This window comes from Shewanella sp. 492 (genome assembly GCF_059338445.1).
Genome location: NZ_CM181702.1, coordinates 3,769,507 through 3,785,626 on the forward strand (window position 1 = coordinate 3,769,507; position 16,120 = coordinate 3,785,626).

A 16,120-nucleotide genomic window follows, 5' to 3' on the forward strand; every position below is an offset into this window, starting at 1 on the left:
CGATACCCATGCTTAACGATACAAGCGGGTCTCTTTCGGCAGTAGTTGAAAATCTTGTTGTAACTGCACCAAGAAGTCGCTGCCAAGCAAGGCTAAGCCACGATAAAAATCTGTGGTGGCGTACTCATAAGCTAAGGCGAAACAACGCGGTGCCCACGGCAACAGGTGTTGCTGCAGTAACACTTGGGTAAAACGCACCAGTGCATCATTTTCAGGCTCTTGGCTTAGGCGACCAAAGGTTTGATCCAACACCGCAAAAAACAGACCGATATGATCTAAAGGCTGTGGAAAATCCACCTTAACCTCTACCCCGTGAGCACGATAAAACGCCATTAGCGCCATGGTCGATTTGTCGTTGAGCAACTGCTCCTCGCCCAAATAGACCGACCCTTGCGGCACGGCATTAGGCTCACCCGGACCAAAAAATAGCTGGCCATAATCCAGTTTAAGGTCAACCAGTTGTGCTTCGTCACTCGGGTCTGACTGCGCAGCCACCCAGCGCTGTAAATACTCACCTAGCAAGGCTCGCCCTTGGGTATTTTGCGGGCGCTGCGCAAATACCGGCCAGCTAGCAGCGACATCACACTCTGCTAATCCTTGCACCAATTCGGCATCTGGATAACGGATTAAACAATGATGCAAGATGCGCGCTAAGCCTTGATATGCCTCTAAATCGATTGAGGCTAAAGGCGCTTTACTGACAGACTCTACTTTTGAAGACATGATTTACCTTACAAGCTAAGCGGGCTTAAATTGCCCGCCGCTTAAATACCACTTAAAGACTAAAATGTAACGCTTAAACCTCTGATGGATTTAAGATGCTACCTTCACCGCTGCCTGCGGGACGACCGTTAACATTGGCCTTGATGATCAGGTTAGGTGATGTAATTGACGGTGATGGCAGTGGCGCAATATGCCCGTCACCATCGCCATACTTAGCGCGTAAATTATCCATGGTGTCAAAGTCTAGCGCACGCAGCGGGCAAGACTCAACACACACAGGCTTACGGCCATCGGCGATGCGTTCAAAACAGCCATCACACTTAGTCATCACTTTACGCTCACGGTCGATCTGCGGCGCGTCATATGGGCAAGCACGAGCACAGCTTTCACAACCGATACAGATATCTTCAGCCACCAGTACCAGACCGTCTTCACGGCGCTTATGCATGGCACCGGTTGGGCACGCCTTAACGCATACCGGCTCAGAGCAATGGTTACAGCCGATCGACATGTAGTAAGCAAAGACATTTTGCTCGAAACTGCCGTTGTTGCCGACAGTCCAATCGCCGCCGCCGTATTCATAAACACGACGCCAAGTGACCCCATTTAGCGCAGGCAAGCTATTATCTTGTGGATTACTGTTATTACGAATGTTATTGCTTTGACGGTCTTTGCAAGAGACATGACAGGCTTTACAGCCGGTACATTTAGTGCTGTCTACATAAAAACCGTATTGAGTTGATTCAGTCATAATTCACTACTCTCTTAAATCTTTTTAATGGCAACACGGATGGTGTGCTGTGGGTTACCTTTAGCAACAGGGCTCGGCTGATAACGGGTCAGCGAGTTAATTGCACCGCCTTCGTCTAGCGTATGGCCTGTGCTACCGACAGTGTTACCTGGGCTATACCAAGCGCCTTGACCCAGAGCAAATACCCCTGGTGCCACACGTGGAGTCACGCGTACCTTCACGGCAATCGACCCACGCTGGTTGTACATCTCAATCTTATCGCCCGAGCTTAAGCCGTGCAGAGCAGCGTCCATGGGGTTAACCCATACCGCATCTTCTACCGCTTCGCGCAGCCAAGGCACATTGTGATAGCTTGAGTGTGTCCGCCCCTTAGTGTGATAACCCGCTAACTGGATTGGATAATCCACCTTAGTGTCTTCATCTTCATAACCATCCCAAGTCACTGTGTACTGCGGGATAGGCGTGATGACGTCACCTTTGATGCCAGTCGGATTTTGCGCACTGTTCTCTTGAGTCCAGTTAGCCGCGCGCCATGCAAGCTCGGCAGAGTAGATCTCAATTTTGCCACTTGGGGTGCCGAGTGCTTCGCCACCCTTAATGTAACTTTGCAGTGCCACGTGGTTGTCGTTCATGTTTTTACGGAAGAAGCCAATCGCCTGGGCTTCTTTGTAAGTGGCTGGAAACGCTGGGACCACGCCTAAGTTTCTGCTGCTGTCTTTGGTTTTTTGATACAGCTCTTCAAGCCACTCGGCTTCCGTTTTACCCTCGGTAAACTCGGCTTCACAGCCCATGTACTTGGCAATTAACGCTGCCGCTTCGTACATAGATTTACAATCCCACATAGGATCGATAGCCGACTTCATGGCAGTGATATAACCCAAGGCACCTGATGCATAAGAGTCGTTCACCAGATCGTTTGACTCTAACCAGCTGGTATCAGGCAAGATAATATCGGCAAATTTAGCGCCCGGCGTCATCCAACAATCACAGCTAACAATCAGCTCAACACCCGATTCATCACGTAAGATGTCGGCGGTATTATTGATCTCGGCGTGCTGGTTCAGTAGCGAGCTGTCTGAAGCAGAGATAATCACCTTGATGTTAGTGCCAAGTGGAGTATCTAAGTCGTCAGTACCACGAATACCGTGGGTCCGCGCCGTCATGTTTTTGCCGTTGTGAATCGCCTCACTCCACGTAAAGAAGGAGATGCTTTCTTTCACTGGATTTGAGCCCGCAGGAATGCCCGCGCGGTACATGCCGCTCATAAATGGCAACTCACCGTTAGAGGCACCCAAGTTACCCAATTTGCCGGTTAATACCGATAGCATGTAAAGTGCGCGCATGCTCTGCTCACCGTTAGCTTGACGGTTAACCCCAGCGCCAACCACGATATAGGGGCGCTGCGATGCCATTAAGTCATCGGCAATTTGCTTGATTTGCGCTTCCGGAATGCCGGTGATCTTTTCTGCCCATTCCGGCGTTTTCAACGGTTGGCCAGCATAAATGCCTGCACTTAAGATATAGTCACGGTAGTTGTCGTCAGGGTTCATCACCTGGGCGTACTCTTGCTCTTCTTTATCGCTACTGGCGGCAAATATCGCTTGTTGCGCCGCAATCGAAGCGGCGTCATAACCGACGGTAAACTGATTGATAAAGTCGAGTGAATTCGCATCGACCCAACCTGTGCTTATCATCTGGTAAGCAATCGCTTCGGCCAGTGCGGCATCGGTACCGGGACGAATGGGTAACCACTTCGACTCTTTACCTAACATGGAGTCGGTATAACGTGGGTCAATCATCACCACTTTTAAGCCGTTCGATTTTTGCAGGGCTTTTAAGTAATCATACCCTTCGCCCGAACCAGACTGACGGATTTCGCTTGGGTTGTAAGCGATACCTAATAAAAAGTCACTGTTTGACAAGGTCACAGTGGAAGAACCACTGGTACTGCCGGTACCAAAAGTGTGCTTCGCAGCTTCCATCTGCTGCGCCCAAGAGTAGTTACCATAGGCATTTAGGCAGCCACCGTTTAAGTTGAATAAACGGTTAAAACAGGCATTGGAGGCAAAACCATAGTAAGCACCCGAACCGTAACTACGGAAAATGGCTTTGTTACCATGCTCGGCAATCACTGAGGTTAATTTGGTACCAATCGTCTTAGCAGCCTCATCCCAGGTGATAGGCACAAATTTACCTTCACCACGCTTACCTACACGCTTCATTGGGGTTTTTAAACGGTCAACCGCATAGGTACGTTGACGCAGTGAACGGCCACGTGCACAGGCGCGTACTTGATAGATGTCGTCACCATCAGTAATGTCATGATCGGTTTCAACGCGGGTGATCACACCATCGCGACTGAAAACTTTGACTGGGCAGTTTGAACCACAGTTAACCAAGCATGAAGACCAAGTGATTTGCTCATCACCCACTGGTGGCGTTGGCGGAACTACATTGGCATCATCAGAGCTGGAATTACAGCCGGTTACGGTTGCTGCGCAGCCCAGTGCAGCGCTCATTTTTAAGAAACTTCTACGTTCCATAATCTTGTTTTCCTCAAACTTATTAAATAACTGAATCAACTCACTTCAACTTGTAGCTGAAGGTCAACATCAGTTGATGGGCGTTATAGTTGTGGTTCAGGTCACCCAAGGTGATTAAACCTGCAATGCTATCGGGGGTGACCGAAGCGCTGTCGGTATCGAAATAACGTTCGTACTGGTAAGCCAGCTTTAATGCCATTTGTGGCGATAACAGGTATTGCCCATATAAGCTCACACTGTGGTTATAGGAGTAATACTCACCATAGTTGTCGCTGCTATAGCCATTGACGCCTGTATTGCTGTCAGAGTTAGCAAATAGGTAATCGACACCTAAGGTTAATCTGTCTTGCATCAAGCCTGAGTAGGTCGCACCTAGACCCAAGTTGATGAATTCATCCTTAATTTCGGCTTGCCAAACAGAGGCTTGATCGCCACTTTGGTCTGAATCAATCCACTGCTGGCCAGCAAAGGCGTACACGGCGAACGGTTGAGTGACTTGAGCATGCACATTAACGTCATAACCATAATCTTGTGCTTGAGTCAGCCCGATGTCGGTCGCGTTGTAATCATCATTGGCATAGTACGTACTTGCATCGAAGGTTAGCCAGGTGAGCGGTGTGTAACTGGCTCTGGCGTTGACTTCACTGCGCTTACGGTCGGCAAGATGATACTTGCGCATCAGCGACTCACTCTCTTCGCTGGTCAATTCATTGGCTTGATAATCGCTGCCGCCTCGATCGCTATAGCTCACACCAAAGTCAAGGATAAGCTTGTCGATAGCGCGAATGTTTAACTTGCTCCACAACTCGTTATCACGGGTCTCTTCGCGTTCTCCGTAGCTGCGCTCAACCTGCTTATAGTTGTAACCCGCTTGCAGGCGATAGCCGCTAGCAATGCGATAACTGGCATCGGTTTTCAGCGTTTGGCGATCGATATCCATAGGGGTATTTTGCTTAAACGCCCCCGATACTGGGTTGTATTCATACTGGGCAAAATCAAATACCGATGAGCGATTATCACGTTGGCTGTAATCGTAACTGGCGCCCAGACGTAAGCGATTACTCACTCGGGTGGTGGCCGCCAAGTGAGTATTGAGGGTGTCGACTTGGCCATCCCAGTTTTGGATGGGGTTGCCACTCATCTGCACTAAATCTTGATCTTGGATCATACGACCCGTCACCACACGGCCACTAAAGACACTCGATGCCAAGCGGTACTGGCCCGATAACGCCACTTGGTGGGCTTGGTTATCTGGGGTGGCGCTATACACATCGGGGGCATAAGGCAAGCTAAGGTCGCCAAGATTATTGTCGTAACGTGAACCGTGATAGCTCAGCTCTGACAACCAGTTACTGCCATCAAGCACCACGCCAGCACTGAATTTATCTGTGGTTTCATCGACGGCGTTCGCAAAATTGATGGGACTTGGGCTGGTTAAGCTGGCGCTGCGATGCCCGGTTTTCTCTTCATGGTTATAGCGAGCATAACTGCTTAGCCCTAATCCCAATACAGAGGCAAAGTCATACTCAAAGCCGATGCCGCTGCGCTGTCTTTGCAGCTCAAGATCCAGTATTCGAGTCTGCTCGCTTGGGGTCAGCATGCCGTTGTTTTGCCAAAGATTGGTGGCTGCATTGCTGCCATGATTGGTGGTGATCGTTTGATAATCTAGGTCAAATTTATATTGCCCAGGCTTGCCCGCTTGCATCTGGATAAAGCCGTTATCCATACCGAGCTGGTGCGCCTGTATATTGGCGCGGTACCCACTGCCTTGATAGGCCACATCACTGTTAACACCAGCGACAGCGCCATCGGTATCAGTGCCAAGCTGGTTGATTGCATGGTTGTCATCGGCATCGATAACACCCACGCTCACGCCAACGCTACCACTGTGACCTTGAGGTTCTACGCAACGTTTACACTGATAACTGGCTTGGTTGATGGCGCTGGTATTGGCATGTTGAATACCAAAATCGGCCGCAAAGGCGCTAGTACCCGAGCAAAGCAAAGCCAGAGTGATCAGGTTTAATGAAAAAGGGTTAATTGAACGCATAATACTCACTCCAAAGCTTAACGGGCAAAGTTGCTGCCAGCAGGATGGTTAGAACCATGGATCTTGCTGTGACAATTGAGGCAACTTTTACCAGCACTAAATGCATCGAGACCTGCCTGAGAGCTAACGCGACTGGCATGACCATCGTCGGCGTGACATTGCTGGCACAACTGCGGCGCACGAGACTTAAGTAAGTTTTCGTTGACACTGCCATGGGCCGAATGACAGCTTGAGCAGTCCTCCATCACTGGCGCATGTTCCCATAGGAATGGGCCGCGTTTATCGGCATGACACTCGGCACAAGTTTCATTCAGGCTTGGCTTGATTAATGCGCTTTCCGTCATGGAGCCATGGGGGCTGTGACAGTCAATACAGGTCATCTGATCCCATTTCATTGGGTGTGATGAACGCTTATGCATATCGGCTTTGGCGCGGGTATGGCACGAAGTACAGGTATCGTTGACCGTGAGGCGATCTAAGGCTGGGTCTTTAGCACCATGGACATTATGACAATCACTGCACGCGACCTCTTCAAGGTTATGGGTGCTGTTATGCCACGCCATCTGCTTAGGATCGTTATGACAGCCCTGACACACACTGTTTTGGCTAGCAGCAGACAACTTGCTATCGGGACCAAAATGGATCATGGGCTCTTTGCCGCCACGATTATGCTTACCTATGGGGCCGTGACAGGCTTCACATTGCAAACCTGCCATAGGCGATGTGCTGTTGCTCATGTCGCCATGAACACCATCAAAAATGGCCATCACCTTAGTATTTTTTTTATGGCACATCAGGCAAGAATCCGCCCCTTTGGTGGAATACTCTCCAGCAGAAAACTTGTCTACTAATGTTGCTTCAAGCTGTTCACTCGATAAATTATCCCAAGGAGTGGCCTGGACACTTGCGACCAGACTCAATATTGAAATAATCCCAACAGTGAATGCGGTGATTATTTTTTTCATATTTATATGACCCTACCCTAATTAACCATGAGTTAATTTTTATGGTGCTATCGTTATTGCAAAGATAGCCAATATAATTAAAGCCTAGTCGAATATGTGAGTTGTTAAAATTAGCAATTGAAAAACGCTAATAAACTCTAAAAAAGGTTGGTTATGTGATCTACAACACTCTATTATCGAGAATGAATCTTATTAACAGCAGGCGATGAGATAGATAAAAAGAAGGTAATAAACAACAACTTAAATTTAATCGCGTTACATCATGATATTTGAGTTGATATTGAATGGTTAGCTGTAAGTTACAAGCGTTAAGGTGCACTATATATGTGTGTTTGAACCAGATCTAAATTTGACAATAATCCCTCGTATAATTGAACTATTTTAACCCTACACAACACCATTTAATTAAATTAAAAAAACATAAATGAGAATGAATATCATAAGCATGAGCGTTAAAACAGCAAAAATAATATTATTAAGATGATCTCTTATCGAAAAAACAGCCTGCATAATCCAAGCCTAAACAATTAAGCTCTAAATAAAGCGGCAATAATTCATAGCAATACTATTAATAGCCTGTTTTAAATCGGTGGGAGATCTTCACAGCGTGATAGGCAGAGATGACTTAAAGTCGCTACAAGGGCATAGTTTCACCGAGCATAACCAGATAAATCATGGGATGAAGACAAGACACCTGAGCTCAACATTGAGGCATAAAAAAACCTGCCAAGTGGCAGGTTTTTATCACGTCAGGTCTCAGCTTACATTTCCATGCGCGCTTTAAGCTTGTTCATGGCGTTTTTCTCAAGTTGTCTGATACGCTCTGCAGACACTTGATACGTCGCCGCAAGCTCTTGCAACGTGGTTTTTTGGTCGTCTAACCAACGCGCCTGTAGAATATGCTGGCTACGCTCATCAAGGGTTTTGATGGCCGCCAACAGGCGTGTTTGGTTATCGGCTTCTAAATTAGCATTTTCAACCTGTGAGGCTATATCTGAAGAGTGATCTTCAAGATAATGCACAGGTGAATAATCTTGCTCGTCGTCGTTATCGCTGGCAAGATCGAATGCTGGGTCTTGCGCCGCCATACGTGATTCCATTTCGGTCACATCGGCTTTAGATACCCCCAGATTTTCGGCGACCATAGTCACCTCTTCATCGCTAAACCAACCAAGACGCTTTTTGGCTTTGCGTAGATTGAAGAACAATTTACGCTGTGCCTTTGTGGTCGCAACTTTAACGATGCGCCAATTTTTAAGCACATATTCATGGATTTCAGCTTTAATCCAATGCACTGCAAACGAGACAAGACGCACACCCACATCAGGGTCAAAGCGCTTCACCGCTTTCATCAAGCCAATGTTGCCCTCTTGAATTAAGTCTGCTTGTGGCAAACCATATCCAGAGTAGCCTTTGGCCACATGAATAACGAAACGAAGATGAGACATAATCAATTGCTTTGCCGCCTGAAGGTCACCCGTCTCTTGCAGACGCTTGGCTAACTCATACTCCTCCTGTGGCTCTAACATGCTAATGTTATGCGCAGACTGAATATAAGCCTCTAAGCTACCGCTGCTTTGCGGAACCATTAGTGACATTGATTGCGTTTGACTTGTCATTAACGCTCTCCTACCTCTTATCTTGCAAAAATTTAACGCTATAAATGCTTTATGACGCTTGAATACCTATTGCAGGCTGCCGTCTCTGGTCGCTCTGATACACAGTAAGCTTTGACGCAGAGGCAAGCTGACGAACTATTCACTATCTGACAGTATATGTCAATACCACCGCTTAACGTGGGCTAATTTCACCCGGAACTATAGACAGTTCAAGTGAAATTTAGTTCATAAAAGCCACAAGCTCAGCGGGATGTCACTCAAGAAGGTTCGATGGCGCGCAGATGTTGTCTTACCGACAGATAGGAGCCTAACCAGCCTAAGAAGGACGCCAATAAGACCAGTTGGCCTAATTCGGTAAGCGTCAGCGATTGCATCGTTAATGTACTGCCATAAAGCCCTAGTAGTTCAGCTAGAGCGCCATCGAGATACCACACCAACAGATTAATAATGATCCAGGCCAAGATGCCGCCGATGACACCAAACCAGATGCCGGTGTATAAAAAGGGCCGTTGAATAAAACTCTCTGTGGCGCCGACTAATTTCATCACTTCAATTTCGGTGCGCCGATTCATAATGGCCAAACGTATGGTATTGCCTATCACTAATACCACGGCTAAGACTAATAATAGCGCAATAGCCAAGACGGTTCGCTCAAGCAATCTCACCACCGCTTGTAATCGTTCTAGCCACTCAATATCGAGCCGCCCAAAGCTCACTTCAGGCTCTAACTCCAGCTTTTTTAATAAGGCGCGTGCACCATTGGGGCTGGCGTGCTTGATATCTGGGGTTACCGTGACCACAGCTGGCAGCGGATTATCATCCAGATAAGCTATCGCCTCACCAAAACCAGATAACCGCTGAAACTCCTCCAGTGCTTGATCGCGATTAATATAGTTGACCGCACTGACTTCAGAATACGCACCTATACGGGTGATCAAGCTTTGAATAGAGCGCTCGCTGCGTCCTTCATCGATAAAGAGTGAGATCTCGGCGGCGCTGTTCCACGATTGGGTAATGGTCTCGGCATTTTTAACCAGCACTTGTAACGCCGCCGGTAAGCTTAAACTCACCCCCAGTACCGCCATGGTCATTAACGACGAGATAGGATTACGCCACAACTCGCCCATGCTACCCATGGCATGTTGAATATGACGAATAAAAAACATCACGATACGGCCCGTAAAGGGAAGTTTGCTGCGGACTAATTGAGGTTGCTTATCCATATTCGATTGTCCGCTTATCCGTTAAAGGCTTGAGGCCTTGCCAGCTCATCACCACCAATCACCCGCCCCTGTTTCAGGGTTAAGGTGCGGTACTTCATGCGGGCAATAAGACCAAGGTCGTGGGTCGCGATTAACACTGTGGTCCCCGAATCATTAAAGGTCTCGAACAGACGCAAAATGTCCATCGACAGCTTAGGGTCTAAGTTACCGGTGGGCTCATCGGCTAATAACAAGGGCGGCTTATTAACAATCGCACGGGCAATCCCCACACGTTGCTGTTCCCCACCCGACAGCATAATAGGATAGTGACGCTCTTTGCCGTAAAGGCCCACCATATCTAAGGCTGCCAATACCCGCTTTTTAATTTCATGCAGGGCAAAGCCTTCAATCACCAACGGCAAGGCGATGTTGTCAAACACACTGCGATCCATCAATAAGTGATGATTTTGAAAGATCATGCCGATATCACGCCGCAAGTAAGGCACATCTTTAGGCCTAACTTTGGCGATATCGTGGCCATTAATGGCCACTCTACCGCCATTGGCGCGCTCGATCACACTGATCAACTTGAGCAAAGTGCTTTTACCGGCACCCGAGTGTCCGGTTAAAAACGCCATTTCTCCACGTTTTAAATGAAAACTCACATCGGTGAGTGCCTTTTGTCCACCTGGATAAATTTTGCTAACTTGCTCAAATCGAATCATAGTTACCCAATTATTGATGCCGCCAATCCTTGACGGCGATACGTTATCTTATACCAAGCCAATCAACGCGTAATTTATTAATGCAACATTTTTGCAGACATAAATCACTCTCGCTTAGAGACGCGGTGGCGGTTATGACGACTCTTCGCTTTCTTGGCTAAACAGGGCATCGACAAAATCTTTAGCATCGAACGTACGTAAATCGTCGATCTGTTCACCCACACCAATGTGACGGATAGGAATACCAAATTTGTCGGCAATAGCGAAAATAACACCACCTTTTGCTGTGCCATCTAGCTTACTAATGGTAATACCCGTGACACCAACGGCTTCTTTAAACAATTGAGCCTGACTGATCGCATTTTGGCCCGTACTAGCATCTAGGGTCAGCATCACCTCGTGAGGTGCTGATTCATCTAATTTTTTCATCACCCGCACGACTTTTTTCAGCTCATCCATCAGGTGGGCTTTATTTTGCAGTCGACCAGCGGTATCGGCAATCAACACGTCGACATTACGGGCGCGAGCCGCCTGTAAGGCATCAAACAATACCGAGGCACTATCGGCCCCCGTGTGCTGGGCGATAACCGGAATATTATTACGTTGGCCCCACACTTGCAGTTGCTCAACGGCGGCGGCGCGGAAGGTATCGCCCGCTGCTAGCATTACCGATTTGCCCTGTTTCTGATATTGTTTTGCCAACTTACCAATAGTGGTCGTTTTACCCACACCATTAACGCCAACCATTAAGATGACGAACGGCCCATCGGGGTTTTCTGGTACTAAGGGCACGCTCACGGGTTCAAGCGTTTTTTGCATCTCTTCGCGCATCAACTCATACAGGGCTTCGCCATCTTTAAGTTGCTTACGGCTCGCTTGTTCGGTGAGGCTGGAGATTAAGCGCGTCGTGGTCTCAACCCCGACATCGGCGATCAATAGCTGCTCTTCAAGTTCTTCAAACAACTCGTCATCGATCTTTTTGCCTTTGAACAGGCCGACAAACCCACTACCGATATTTTCACTGGTGCGCTTCAAACCACGCTTAAGGCGGGCAAAAAAGCCCTCTTTGGTCGGTTTTTGTTGCGGTTCAGGTTGCTGCTCGGGTCCATCTGCGACGGGAGCGGCTTGCTCGGCCTCAATGCGCGCAGCTTCGATGCCGGCAAGTTCTGCCTGCTCGGCGACTAAACGCGCCTCTTGCTCGGCCTCAATGCGCGCAGCTTCGATACGGGCAAGTTCTGCCTGCTCGGCGACTAAACGCGCCTCTTGCTCGGCCTCAATGCGCGCAGCTTCGATACGGGCAAGTTCTGCCTGCTCGGCAACTAAACGCGCCTGTTGCTCGGCCTCAATGCGCGCAGCTTCGATACGGGCAAGTTCTGCCTGCTCGGCGGCTAAACGCGCCTGTTGCTCGGCCTCAATGCGCGCAGCTTCGATACGGGCAAGTTCTGCCTGCTCGGCGGCTAAACGCGCCTGTTGCTCGGCCAAAATACGCTCAGCTTCGATACGAGCAAGTTCTGCCTGCTCGGCGGCTAATGCCTGTGCAATTTGTTCTGCTTCAATGCGCTCGGCTTCAATACGCGCCTCTTCAGCCTGCTCGGCAGCGATGCGCTCGGCTTCGATGCGAGCGAGTTCAGCCTGCTCTGCAGCAAGGCGATCAGCTTCGATGCGCTCGGCTTCGGGCTGTGTCGCCTCAGCTTCAACTTGAGATGTTACTTCTGCTTCGGGTGCCGCGACATCCTCTTTCGATTTGTCTTTACGGAACCAAGAAAAAAAACCTTTTTTTGCCATGGGTAATACCAGTACTCAACTAACTGATTTAAAATTCGGTATGAAGTCGTTTTGTGCTCGTTATTATAACCAGATAGCGAGTCCAAATACGCAGCAAAGTGCGGCATTTTTAGCTAATGTCGGCGGCTTTTCACCATTTTTAACTGCTTTGCGTTAAAATGGCCACTTCAATTTAGCGTCACAGTCTATCACTTTCTCCGGTGAGGCCAAATCATCGCTAAAGCTATCCGTAAATTGACAGGTATAAGATGGCTAAAAATAAACCCTTAAGTGGGCAAGTACGCATTATTGCAGGCCAATGGCGTTCACGACGTTTACCCATTCACGATCTTGAGGGATTGCGTCCCACGACAGACAGGGTACGAGAAACCTTATTTAACTGGTTATCGGGCGATATTGCAGGTGCTCGGGTACTCGACTGCTTTGGTGGAAGTGGTGCGCTGTGCTTAGAGTCACTATCACGCTACGCTGCCTACGCTAGAGTGTTTGAGTTACAAACGAGTGCCGCAAAGCAACTACAACAAAATTTGCACACTCTCAAATGTGACTGCGCCGAAGTCGTGCAGGGCGATACGCTTGCGCTACTGCAACAAGCGCCGAGCCAAGGGTTTGATATTATTTTTATCGACCCGCCATTTCGCAAAGGGTTAGCCCAACAGACCATTACGCGACTCAGTGAGCACCAATGGCTGAATAATAATGCGCAAATTTATGTCGAAACCGAAAGCGAGTTAAGCGCCCTCACTGTGCCTAGCGACTGGGTACAGCTAAAAGAAAAAAAAGCCGGACAAGTGATCTACCGTCTATACCAGTATCAGCCTGAGGTGAGCGACGCATAATGAAAGCATTGATTTTAGCGGGTAAAGCCATCACTTTGTGCACCTGGTTGCTGATGCTGTATAACCTGCTGATGCCAATAGACGGTGCAATAAGCCAACTGCTATCACTGTTATTATTGCTCACAGTGGTGATGCATTGCGTGCAGCTACTGATTTTTCATCGCCTATTTAGCCCCTTGTTGCCGCTGGGTAAGGTCGACTATGGCGCCGTGTTGCTGTTTGGCGTGTTTAGCTTATTAGACTATCGTCAGCGCGTGCTGACCAAGATGGCTAATCGCTAAAAACCCATAGACGATCAAAAAAGCACCCTAAGGTGCTTTTTTATTGACCCATGAGCGCTAGATCCCTGGGATGCGCCCTTGAAAGCTAATCGGATAATACCCTTGGCTGTCACGTTTACCTAAGAAACTTAGCGCCTGCTTGAGATCTTCAGGTTGTGCGGGCGTCTCTTTTATCTTAGCACTCAGCGTGATCTGCTTATTGTCTTTAAGTAACGCATTACCTGTAAGCCCAAGCGCATTCATGGTCTCATCGGTGGCTAATTGAATATTGCCATCCACACAGCTTAACCCCAGCTCAATATTGCCTAGCGGATATTTGCCAAACTGGTTATTCACCTGCAACTGCTGCACAAACAACTTGCCGTTAAGCTGCTCACACCAAGGTAAGCCTTGTTCCAGCTGCTGCACGATTAAACTAAAGTGACCATCCACTTCGGCTCGAAACGGTAGGCGGGTCTTACCGATAAGAAAAGCGCTTGGCGCTTCAAAACGCAGCCCTTGGGCATTGATCCCAGACATAGCCAAAGACACTTGGCCTTTACCGTTAACCGCCGTCGCTCGGCTGCCAATGGCAAAATCGATATTGGCCTTGCCGGACAACAGTCCCCACGGGCTTAATTGCCATTGCACCGACTCAAGTTGGCGCTGTTGCAACGCCACTAAACTGGCCTTGCCCGACCAAATGGTGCCCGACACCCCGCTGACACTGATCCCTTGAGGCAACGGCGCCAGCTGCAAAGCCACACTGGCCGGAAACAGGGCAAGCATAAAGCCACAATATAAGATCACACCTATAAATATCTTTTTCACTAGACTCACTACAACACCTTAAAACCTTGTTTACTGAGAGAATTGGATGCGGCGCACTTTAATTAAACCTGGGGTATCCGCTTGCGCCAAATCGATGCTGTCCAGTGATAACCCTTGCTGCTGCACCAGATCGCTCAAATAGCTGAGCAAGCTGTTAAATGGCACTTCGTCCATCCATACCTGAATTTTTTGCCCTTGTGGCTGCATACGCGTGATGGCTAAGCCGTAACGTTTGGCGGTCTGAGTCACAGTGGCACTCAAACTGCCCGAATAGCCTTTATCGCCACCAGCACTCTGCAGTGCCACTATCTTATTGGCGGTCTGTTTTACGTAAGTTAACGTGGCTTGTTGAGCTTGCAATGCGCGCTCAGCATCTCGCTCGGCATCACTTATTGGCGTCCAAAGTCCCCAATAGAGCACGCCAAGCACCAAGACCACACCACAGGTGGCAACCAACTGTTGCTCTCGTAAAATTAATCCGTTCCACCACGTCTTAAGGTTATCCATCTTACTTACTCCTTAGAGTTAACGTGCTGGTGACTTCATCTTCACCGCTGTTCATTGCACCAGAATCAACAGTAAATTGCTTGGCGATGAGGCTTTTGAACTCTTCAATTTGCGCATAACTCTTGGCTGATATTTGCATGCGTAACTCATTACGACCACTGTCGAAACGCAAGCTAGTGGGCTTTAATTGCGGCACCTTTGCAAATGCAGTCGATAAGCCGTCGAGCATAGTAAAGAAGACGGTGCCATCGCCCGAACCTTGCAGACTACGTAATTTACTGTCCATCTGTGAGCGAATATTGACCACCCGCGAGCTGCCCACCACTTGCTTGAATATCGCGCTACTTTGCGCTTGTAACTGCTCACGCTCGACGTTCATCTGATGAATGGAGAGCCCTTTATTCACTAAGGCCAACACCAAGGCGATGGCGATCACTATGGCACTATTACGCCACAGCAACAGGTGTTTGCCGTACTCACGTTTAGGGGTGTAAATGCCTGAAAGTAAATTGAGCGGCGCATGTAAAATACCTTTGGCCAGCACTAACATCGGCAGATCCAGCGGCTGGGGCTGTACCTGGGCACCATCGATATTCAGCTCACTATAACCAGCCACCGTGAGCGGGGCGCTCGCCGTGGTGTTGTCAGCCGCTTTGGCGACAAATTGAGGCAGCGTGGCGTTAAACCAAGTGGCATCCAGACAGGCACCATGGCCAGCGCCGGTGCGCAGCAGATAATCGGAACCAAATTGCATGGCCGCCCACTGACACTCCTGCAGTGGCAAGGCTAAACAGTCAGGCACAATTTGGCGCGCTTTAATGCCTGCCTCGCTTAACCAAGATAACCAATTTTGCATCTGTTCATGGGCAACAACCGCAACACTGAGGGACTCGCCATCACGCGGGCCGGTGACAAAATGCAGTTTATCGACATTTTCGGCCAAGTTTTCTTCTAACATAAACGGCAAAGCTTTAATCGCCTGACGCTGGCCTTTCTCTGGTAAGCGCACCGAGGTGAGCGTGATCGCCGAGGCGGGCACTAAGATATCGACCGGACGGTTACCCGCTCGTTCGGTTAGGCTCGACAAGGCATGGGCATCGGGCAGGTCACCCGAAGCGATGATCTCTTGCTCTTGCTCGGACCACACTAGCCAAGTACAGCGCTGATCTTGGCTTCTTCCTAAGCGGATAAATAATCGTTCACTCAATGTCGTTCTCCACAAGTCTCATTAAGTTGCGCAAAATAAACTTGTATTATCTCAATCGCATTCATTATGGGTATTAGGCCTGTTAACCACTGCGGGTTACCGCCCCGCCGGGC

14 protein-coding genes are annotated in these 16,120 nt (G+C 48.7%); 2 read left to right on the forward strand and 12 right to left on the reverse strand.

Annotation, left to right across the window (positions count from 1 at the left end; genetic code table 11):
- Positions 1-12 precede the first annotated feature (12 nt).
- The 9 genes from AC5YBX_RS16590 to ftsY form a co-directional block, all read right to left on the reverse strand.
- Positions 13-723 (reverse strand): TorD/DmsD family molecular chaperone, encoded by a 711-nt coding sequence (locus AC5YBX_RS16590; RefSeq protein ID WP_494524090.1) that lies wholly within the window; start codon positions 721-723, stop codon positions 13-15.
- Positions 724-796: 73 nt separating this feature from the next.
- Positions 797-1,474: a DMSO/selenate family reductase complex B subunit gene (locus AC5YBX_RS16595; protein ID WP_494524091.1), complete on the reverse strand. Its 678-nt coding sequence runs from the start codon at positions 1,472-1,474 to the stop codon at positions 797-799.
- Between the two features lie 14 nt (positions 1,475-1,488).
- Positions 1,489-4,017: a DMSO/selenate family reductase complex A subunit gene (locus AC5YBX_RS16600; RefSeq protein ID WP_494524092.1), complete on the reverse strand. Its 2,529-nt coding sequence runs from the start codon at positions 4,015-4,017 to the stop codon at positions 1,489-1,491.
- 40 nt (positions 4,018-4,057) lie between these two features.
- Positions 4,058-6,067, reverse strand: coding sequence for an MtrB/PioB family decaheme-associated outer membrane protein (locus AC5YBX_RS16605; protein WP_494524093.1), 2,010 nt, complete (start codon positions 6,065-6,067; stop codon positions 4,058-4,060).
- 17 nt (positions 6,068-6,084) lie between these two features.
- On the reverse strand, positions 6,085-7,032 hold the full coding sequence (locus AC5YBX_RS16610) for a DmsE family decaheme c-type cytochrome (protein ID WP_494524094.1): 948 nt from the start codon (positions 7,030-7,032) through the stop codon (positions 6,085-6,087).
- A gap of 761 nt (positions 7,033-7,793) precedes the next feature.
- Positions 7,794-8,651 carry an RNA polymerase sigma factor RpoH gene (gene rpoH, locus AC5YBX_RS16615; RefSeq protein WP_494524095.1) on the reverse strand — a complete coding sequence of 286 codons (858 nt, stop codon included), beginning with the start codon at positions 8,649-8,651 and terminating at the stop codon, positions 7,794-7,796.
- 257 nt (positions 8,652-8,908) lie between these two features.
- Positions 8,909-9,874, reverse strand: coding sequence for a permease-like cell division protein FtsX (gene ftsX, locus AC5YBX_RS16620; RefSeq protein WP_475515584.1), 966 nt, complete (start codon positions 9,872-9,874; stop codon positions 8,909-8,911).
- 14 nt (positions 9,875-9,888) lie between these two features.
- A complete protein-coding gene (gene ftsE / locus AC5YBX_RS16625) occupies positions 9,889-10,578 on the reverse strand; it encodes a cell division ATP-binding protein FtsE (RefSeq protein WP_475515583.1) in 690 nt (229 codons plus the stop codon).
- Between the two features lie 132 nt (positions 10,579-10,710).
- On the reverse strand, positions 10,711-12,363 hold the full coding sequence (gene ftsY / locus AC5YBX_RS16630; RefSeq protein WP_494524096.1) for a signal recognition particle-docking protein FtsY: 1,653 nt from the start codon (positions 12,361-12,363) through the stop codon (positions 10,711-10,713).
- A gap of 248 nt (positions 12,364-12,611) precedes the next feature.
- On the opposite strand from ftsY, the gene rsmD reads away from it, so the two are divergent.
- Positions 12,612-13,202 (forward strand): 16S rRNA (guanine(966)-N(2))-methyltransferase RsmD, encoded by a 591-nt coding sequence (gene rsmD, locus AC5YBX_RS16635; RefSeq protein WP_494524097.1) that lies wholly within the window; start codon positions 12,612-12,614, stop codon positions 13,200-13,202.
- Positions 13,202-13,483: a DUF1145 domain-containing protein gene (locus AC5YBX_RS16640; protein ID WP_494524098.1), complete on the forward strand. Its 282-nt coding sequence runs from the start codon at positions 13,202-13,204 to the stop codon at positions 13,481-13,483. Before rsmD ends, AC5YBX_RS16640 begins: the two co-directional genes overlap by 1 nt.
- A 57-nt stretch (positions 13,484-13,540) precedes the next feature.
- Here the strand turns inward: AC5YBX_RS16640 and AC5YBX_RS16645 are convergent, their stop codons facing one another.
- From AC5YBX_RS16645 to gspL, 3 genes are read right to left on the reverse strand one after another with little or no spacing between them, the layout of a single operon-like run.
- On the reverse strand, positions 13,541-14,302 hold the full coding sequence (locus AC5YBX_RS16645; RefSeq protein WP_494524099.1) for a type II secretion system protein N: 762 nt from the start codon (positions 14,300-14,302) through the stop codon (positions 13,541-13,543).
- 21 nt (positions 14,303-14,323) lie between these two features.
- Entirely contained in the window at positions 14,324-14,800 is a 477-nt protein-coding gene (locus tag AC5YBX_RS16650) for a type II secretion system protein M (protein ID WP_494524100.1), read from the reverse strand.
- Position 14,801: 1 nt separating this feature from the next.
- Positions 14,802-16,007 carry a type II secretion system protein GspL gene (gene gspL / locus AC5YBX_RS16655; protein ID WP_494524101.1) on the reverse strand — a complete coding sequence of 402 codons (1,206 nt, stop codon included), beginning with the start codon at positions 16,005-16,007 and terminating at the stop codon, positions 14,802-14,804.
- Positions 16,008-16,120: the final 113 nt, after the last annotated feature.

What these genes read in the sequence shown, in the direction of transcription:
- AC5YBX_RS16590 (WP_494524090.1), bottom strand. Translation starts at nt 723, where the DNA reads ATGTCTTCAAAAGTAGAGTCTGTCAGTAAAGCGCCTTTAGCCTCAATC.
- rpoH (WP_494524095.1), bottom strand. Translation starts at nt 8,651, where the DNA reads ATGACAAGTCAAACGCAATCAATGTCACTAATGGTTCCGCAAAGCAGC.
- ftsY (WP_494524096.1), bottom strand. Translation starts at nt 12,363, where the DNA reads ATGGCAAAAAAAGGTTTTTTTTCTTGGTTCCGTAAAGACAAATCGAAA.
- rsmD (WP_494524097.1), top strand. Translation starts at nt 12,612, where the DNA reads ATGGCTAAAAATAAACCCTTAAGTGGGCAAGTACGCATTATTGCAGGC.
- AC5YBX_RS16610 (WP_494524094.1), bottom strand. Translation starts at nt 7,032, where the DNA reads ATGAAAAAAATAATCACCGCATTCACTGTTGGGATTATTTCAATATTG.
- AC5YBX_RS16605 (WP_494524093.1), bottom strand. Translation starts at nt 6,067, where the DNA reads ATGCGTTCAATTAACCCTTTTTCATTAAACCTGATCACTCTGGCTTTG.
- AC5YBX_RS16600 (WP_494524092.1), bottom strand. Translation starts at nt 4,017, where the DNA reads ATGGAACGTAGAAGTTTCTTAAAAATGAGCGCTGCACTGGGCTGCGCA.
- AC5YBX_RS16640 (WP_494524098.1), top strand. Translation starts at nt 13,202, where the DNA reads ATGAAAGCATTGATTTTAGCGGGTAAAGCCATCACTTTGTGCACCTGG.
- ftsE (WP_475515583.1), bottom strand. Translation starts at nt 10,578, where the DNA reads ATGATTCGATTTGAGCAAGTTAGCAAAATTTATCCAGGTGGACAAAAG.
- AC5YBX_RS16595 (WP_494524091.1), bottom strand. Translation starts at nt 1,474, where the DNA reads ATGACTGAATCAACTCAATACGGTTTTTATGTAGACAGCACTAAATGT.
- AC5YBX_RS16650 (WP_494524100.1), bottom strand. Translation starts at nt 14,800, where the DNA reads ATGGATAACCTTAAGACGTGGTGGAACGGATTAATTTTACGAGAGCAA.
- ftsX (WP_475515584.1), bottom strand. Translation starts at nt 9,874, where the DNA reads ATGGATAAGCAACCTCAATTAGTCCGCAGCAAACTTCCCTTTACGGGC.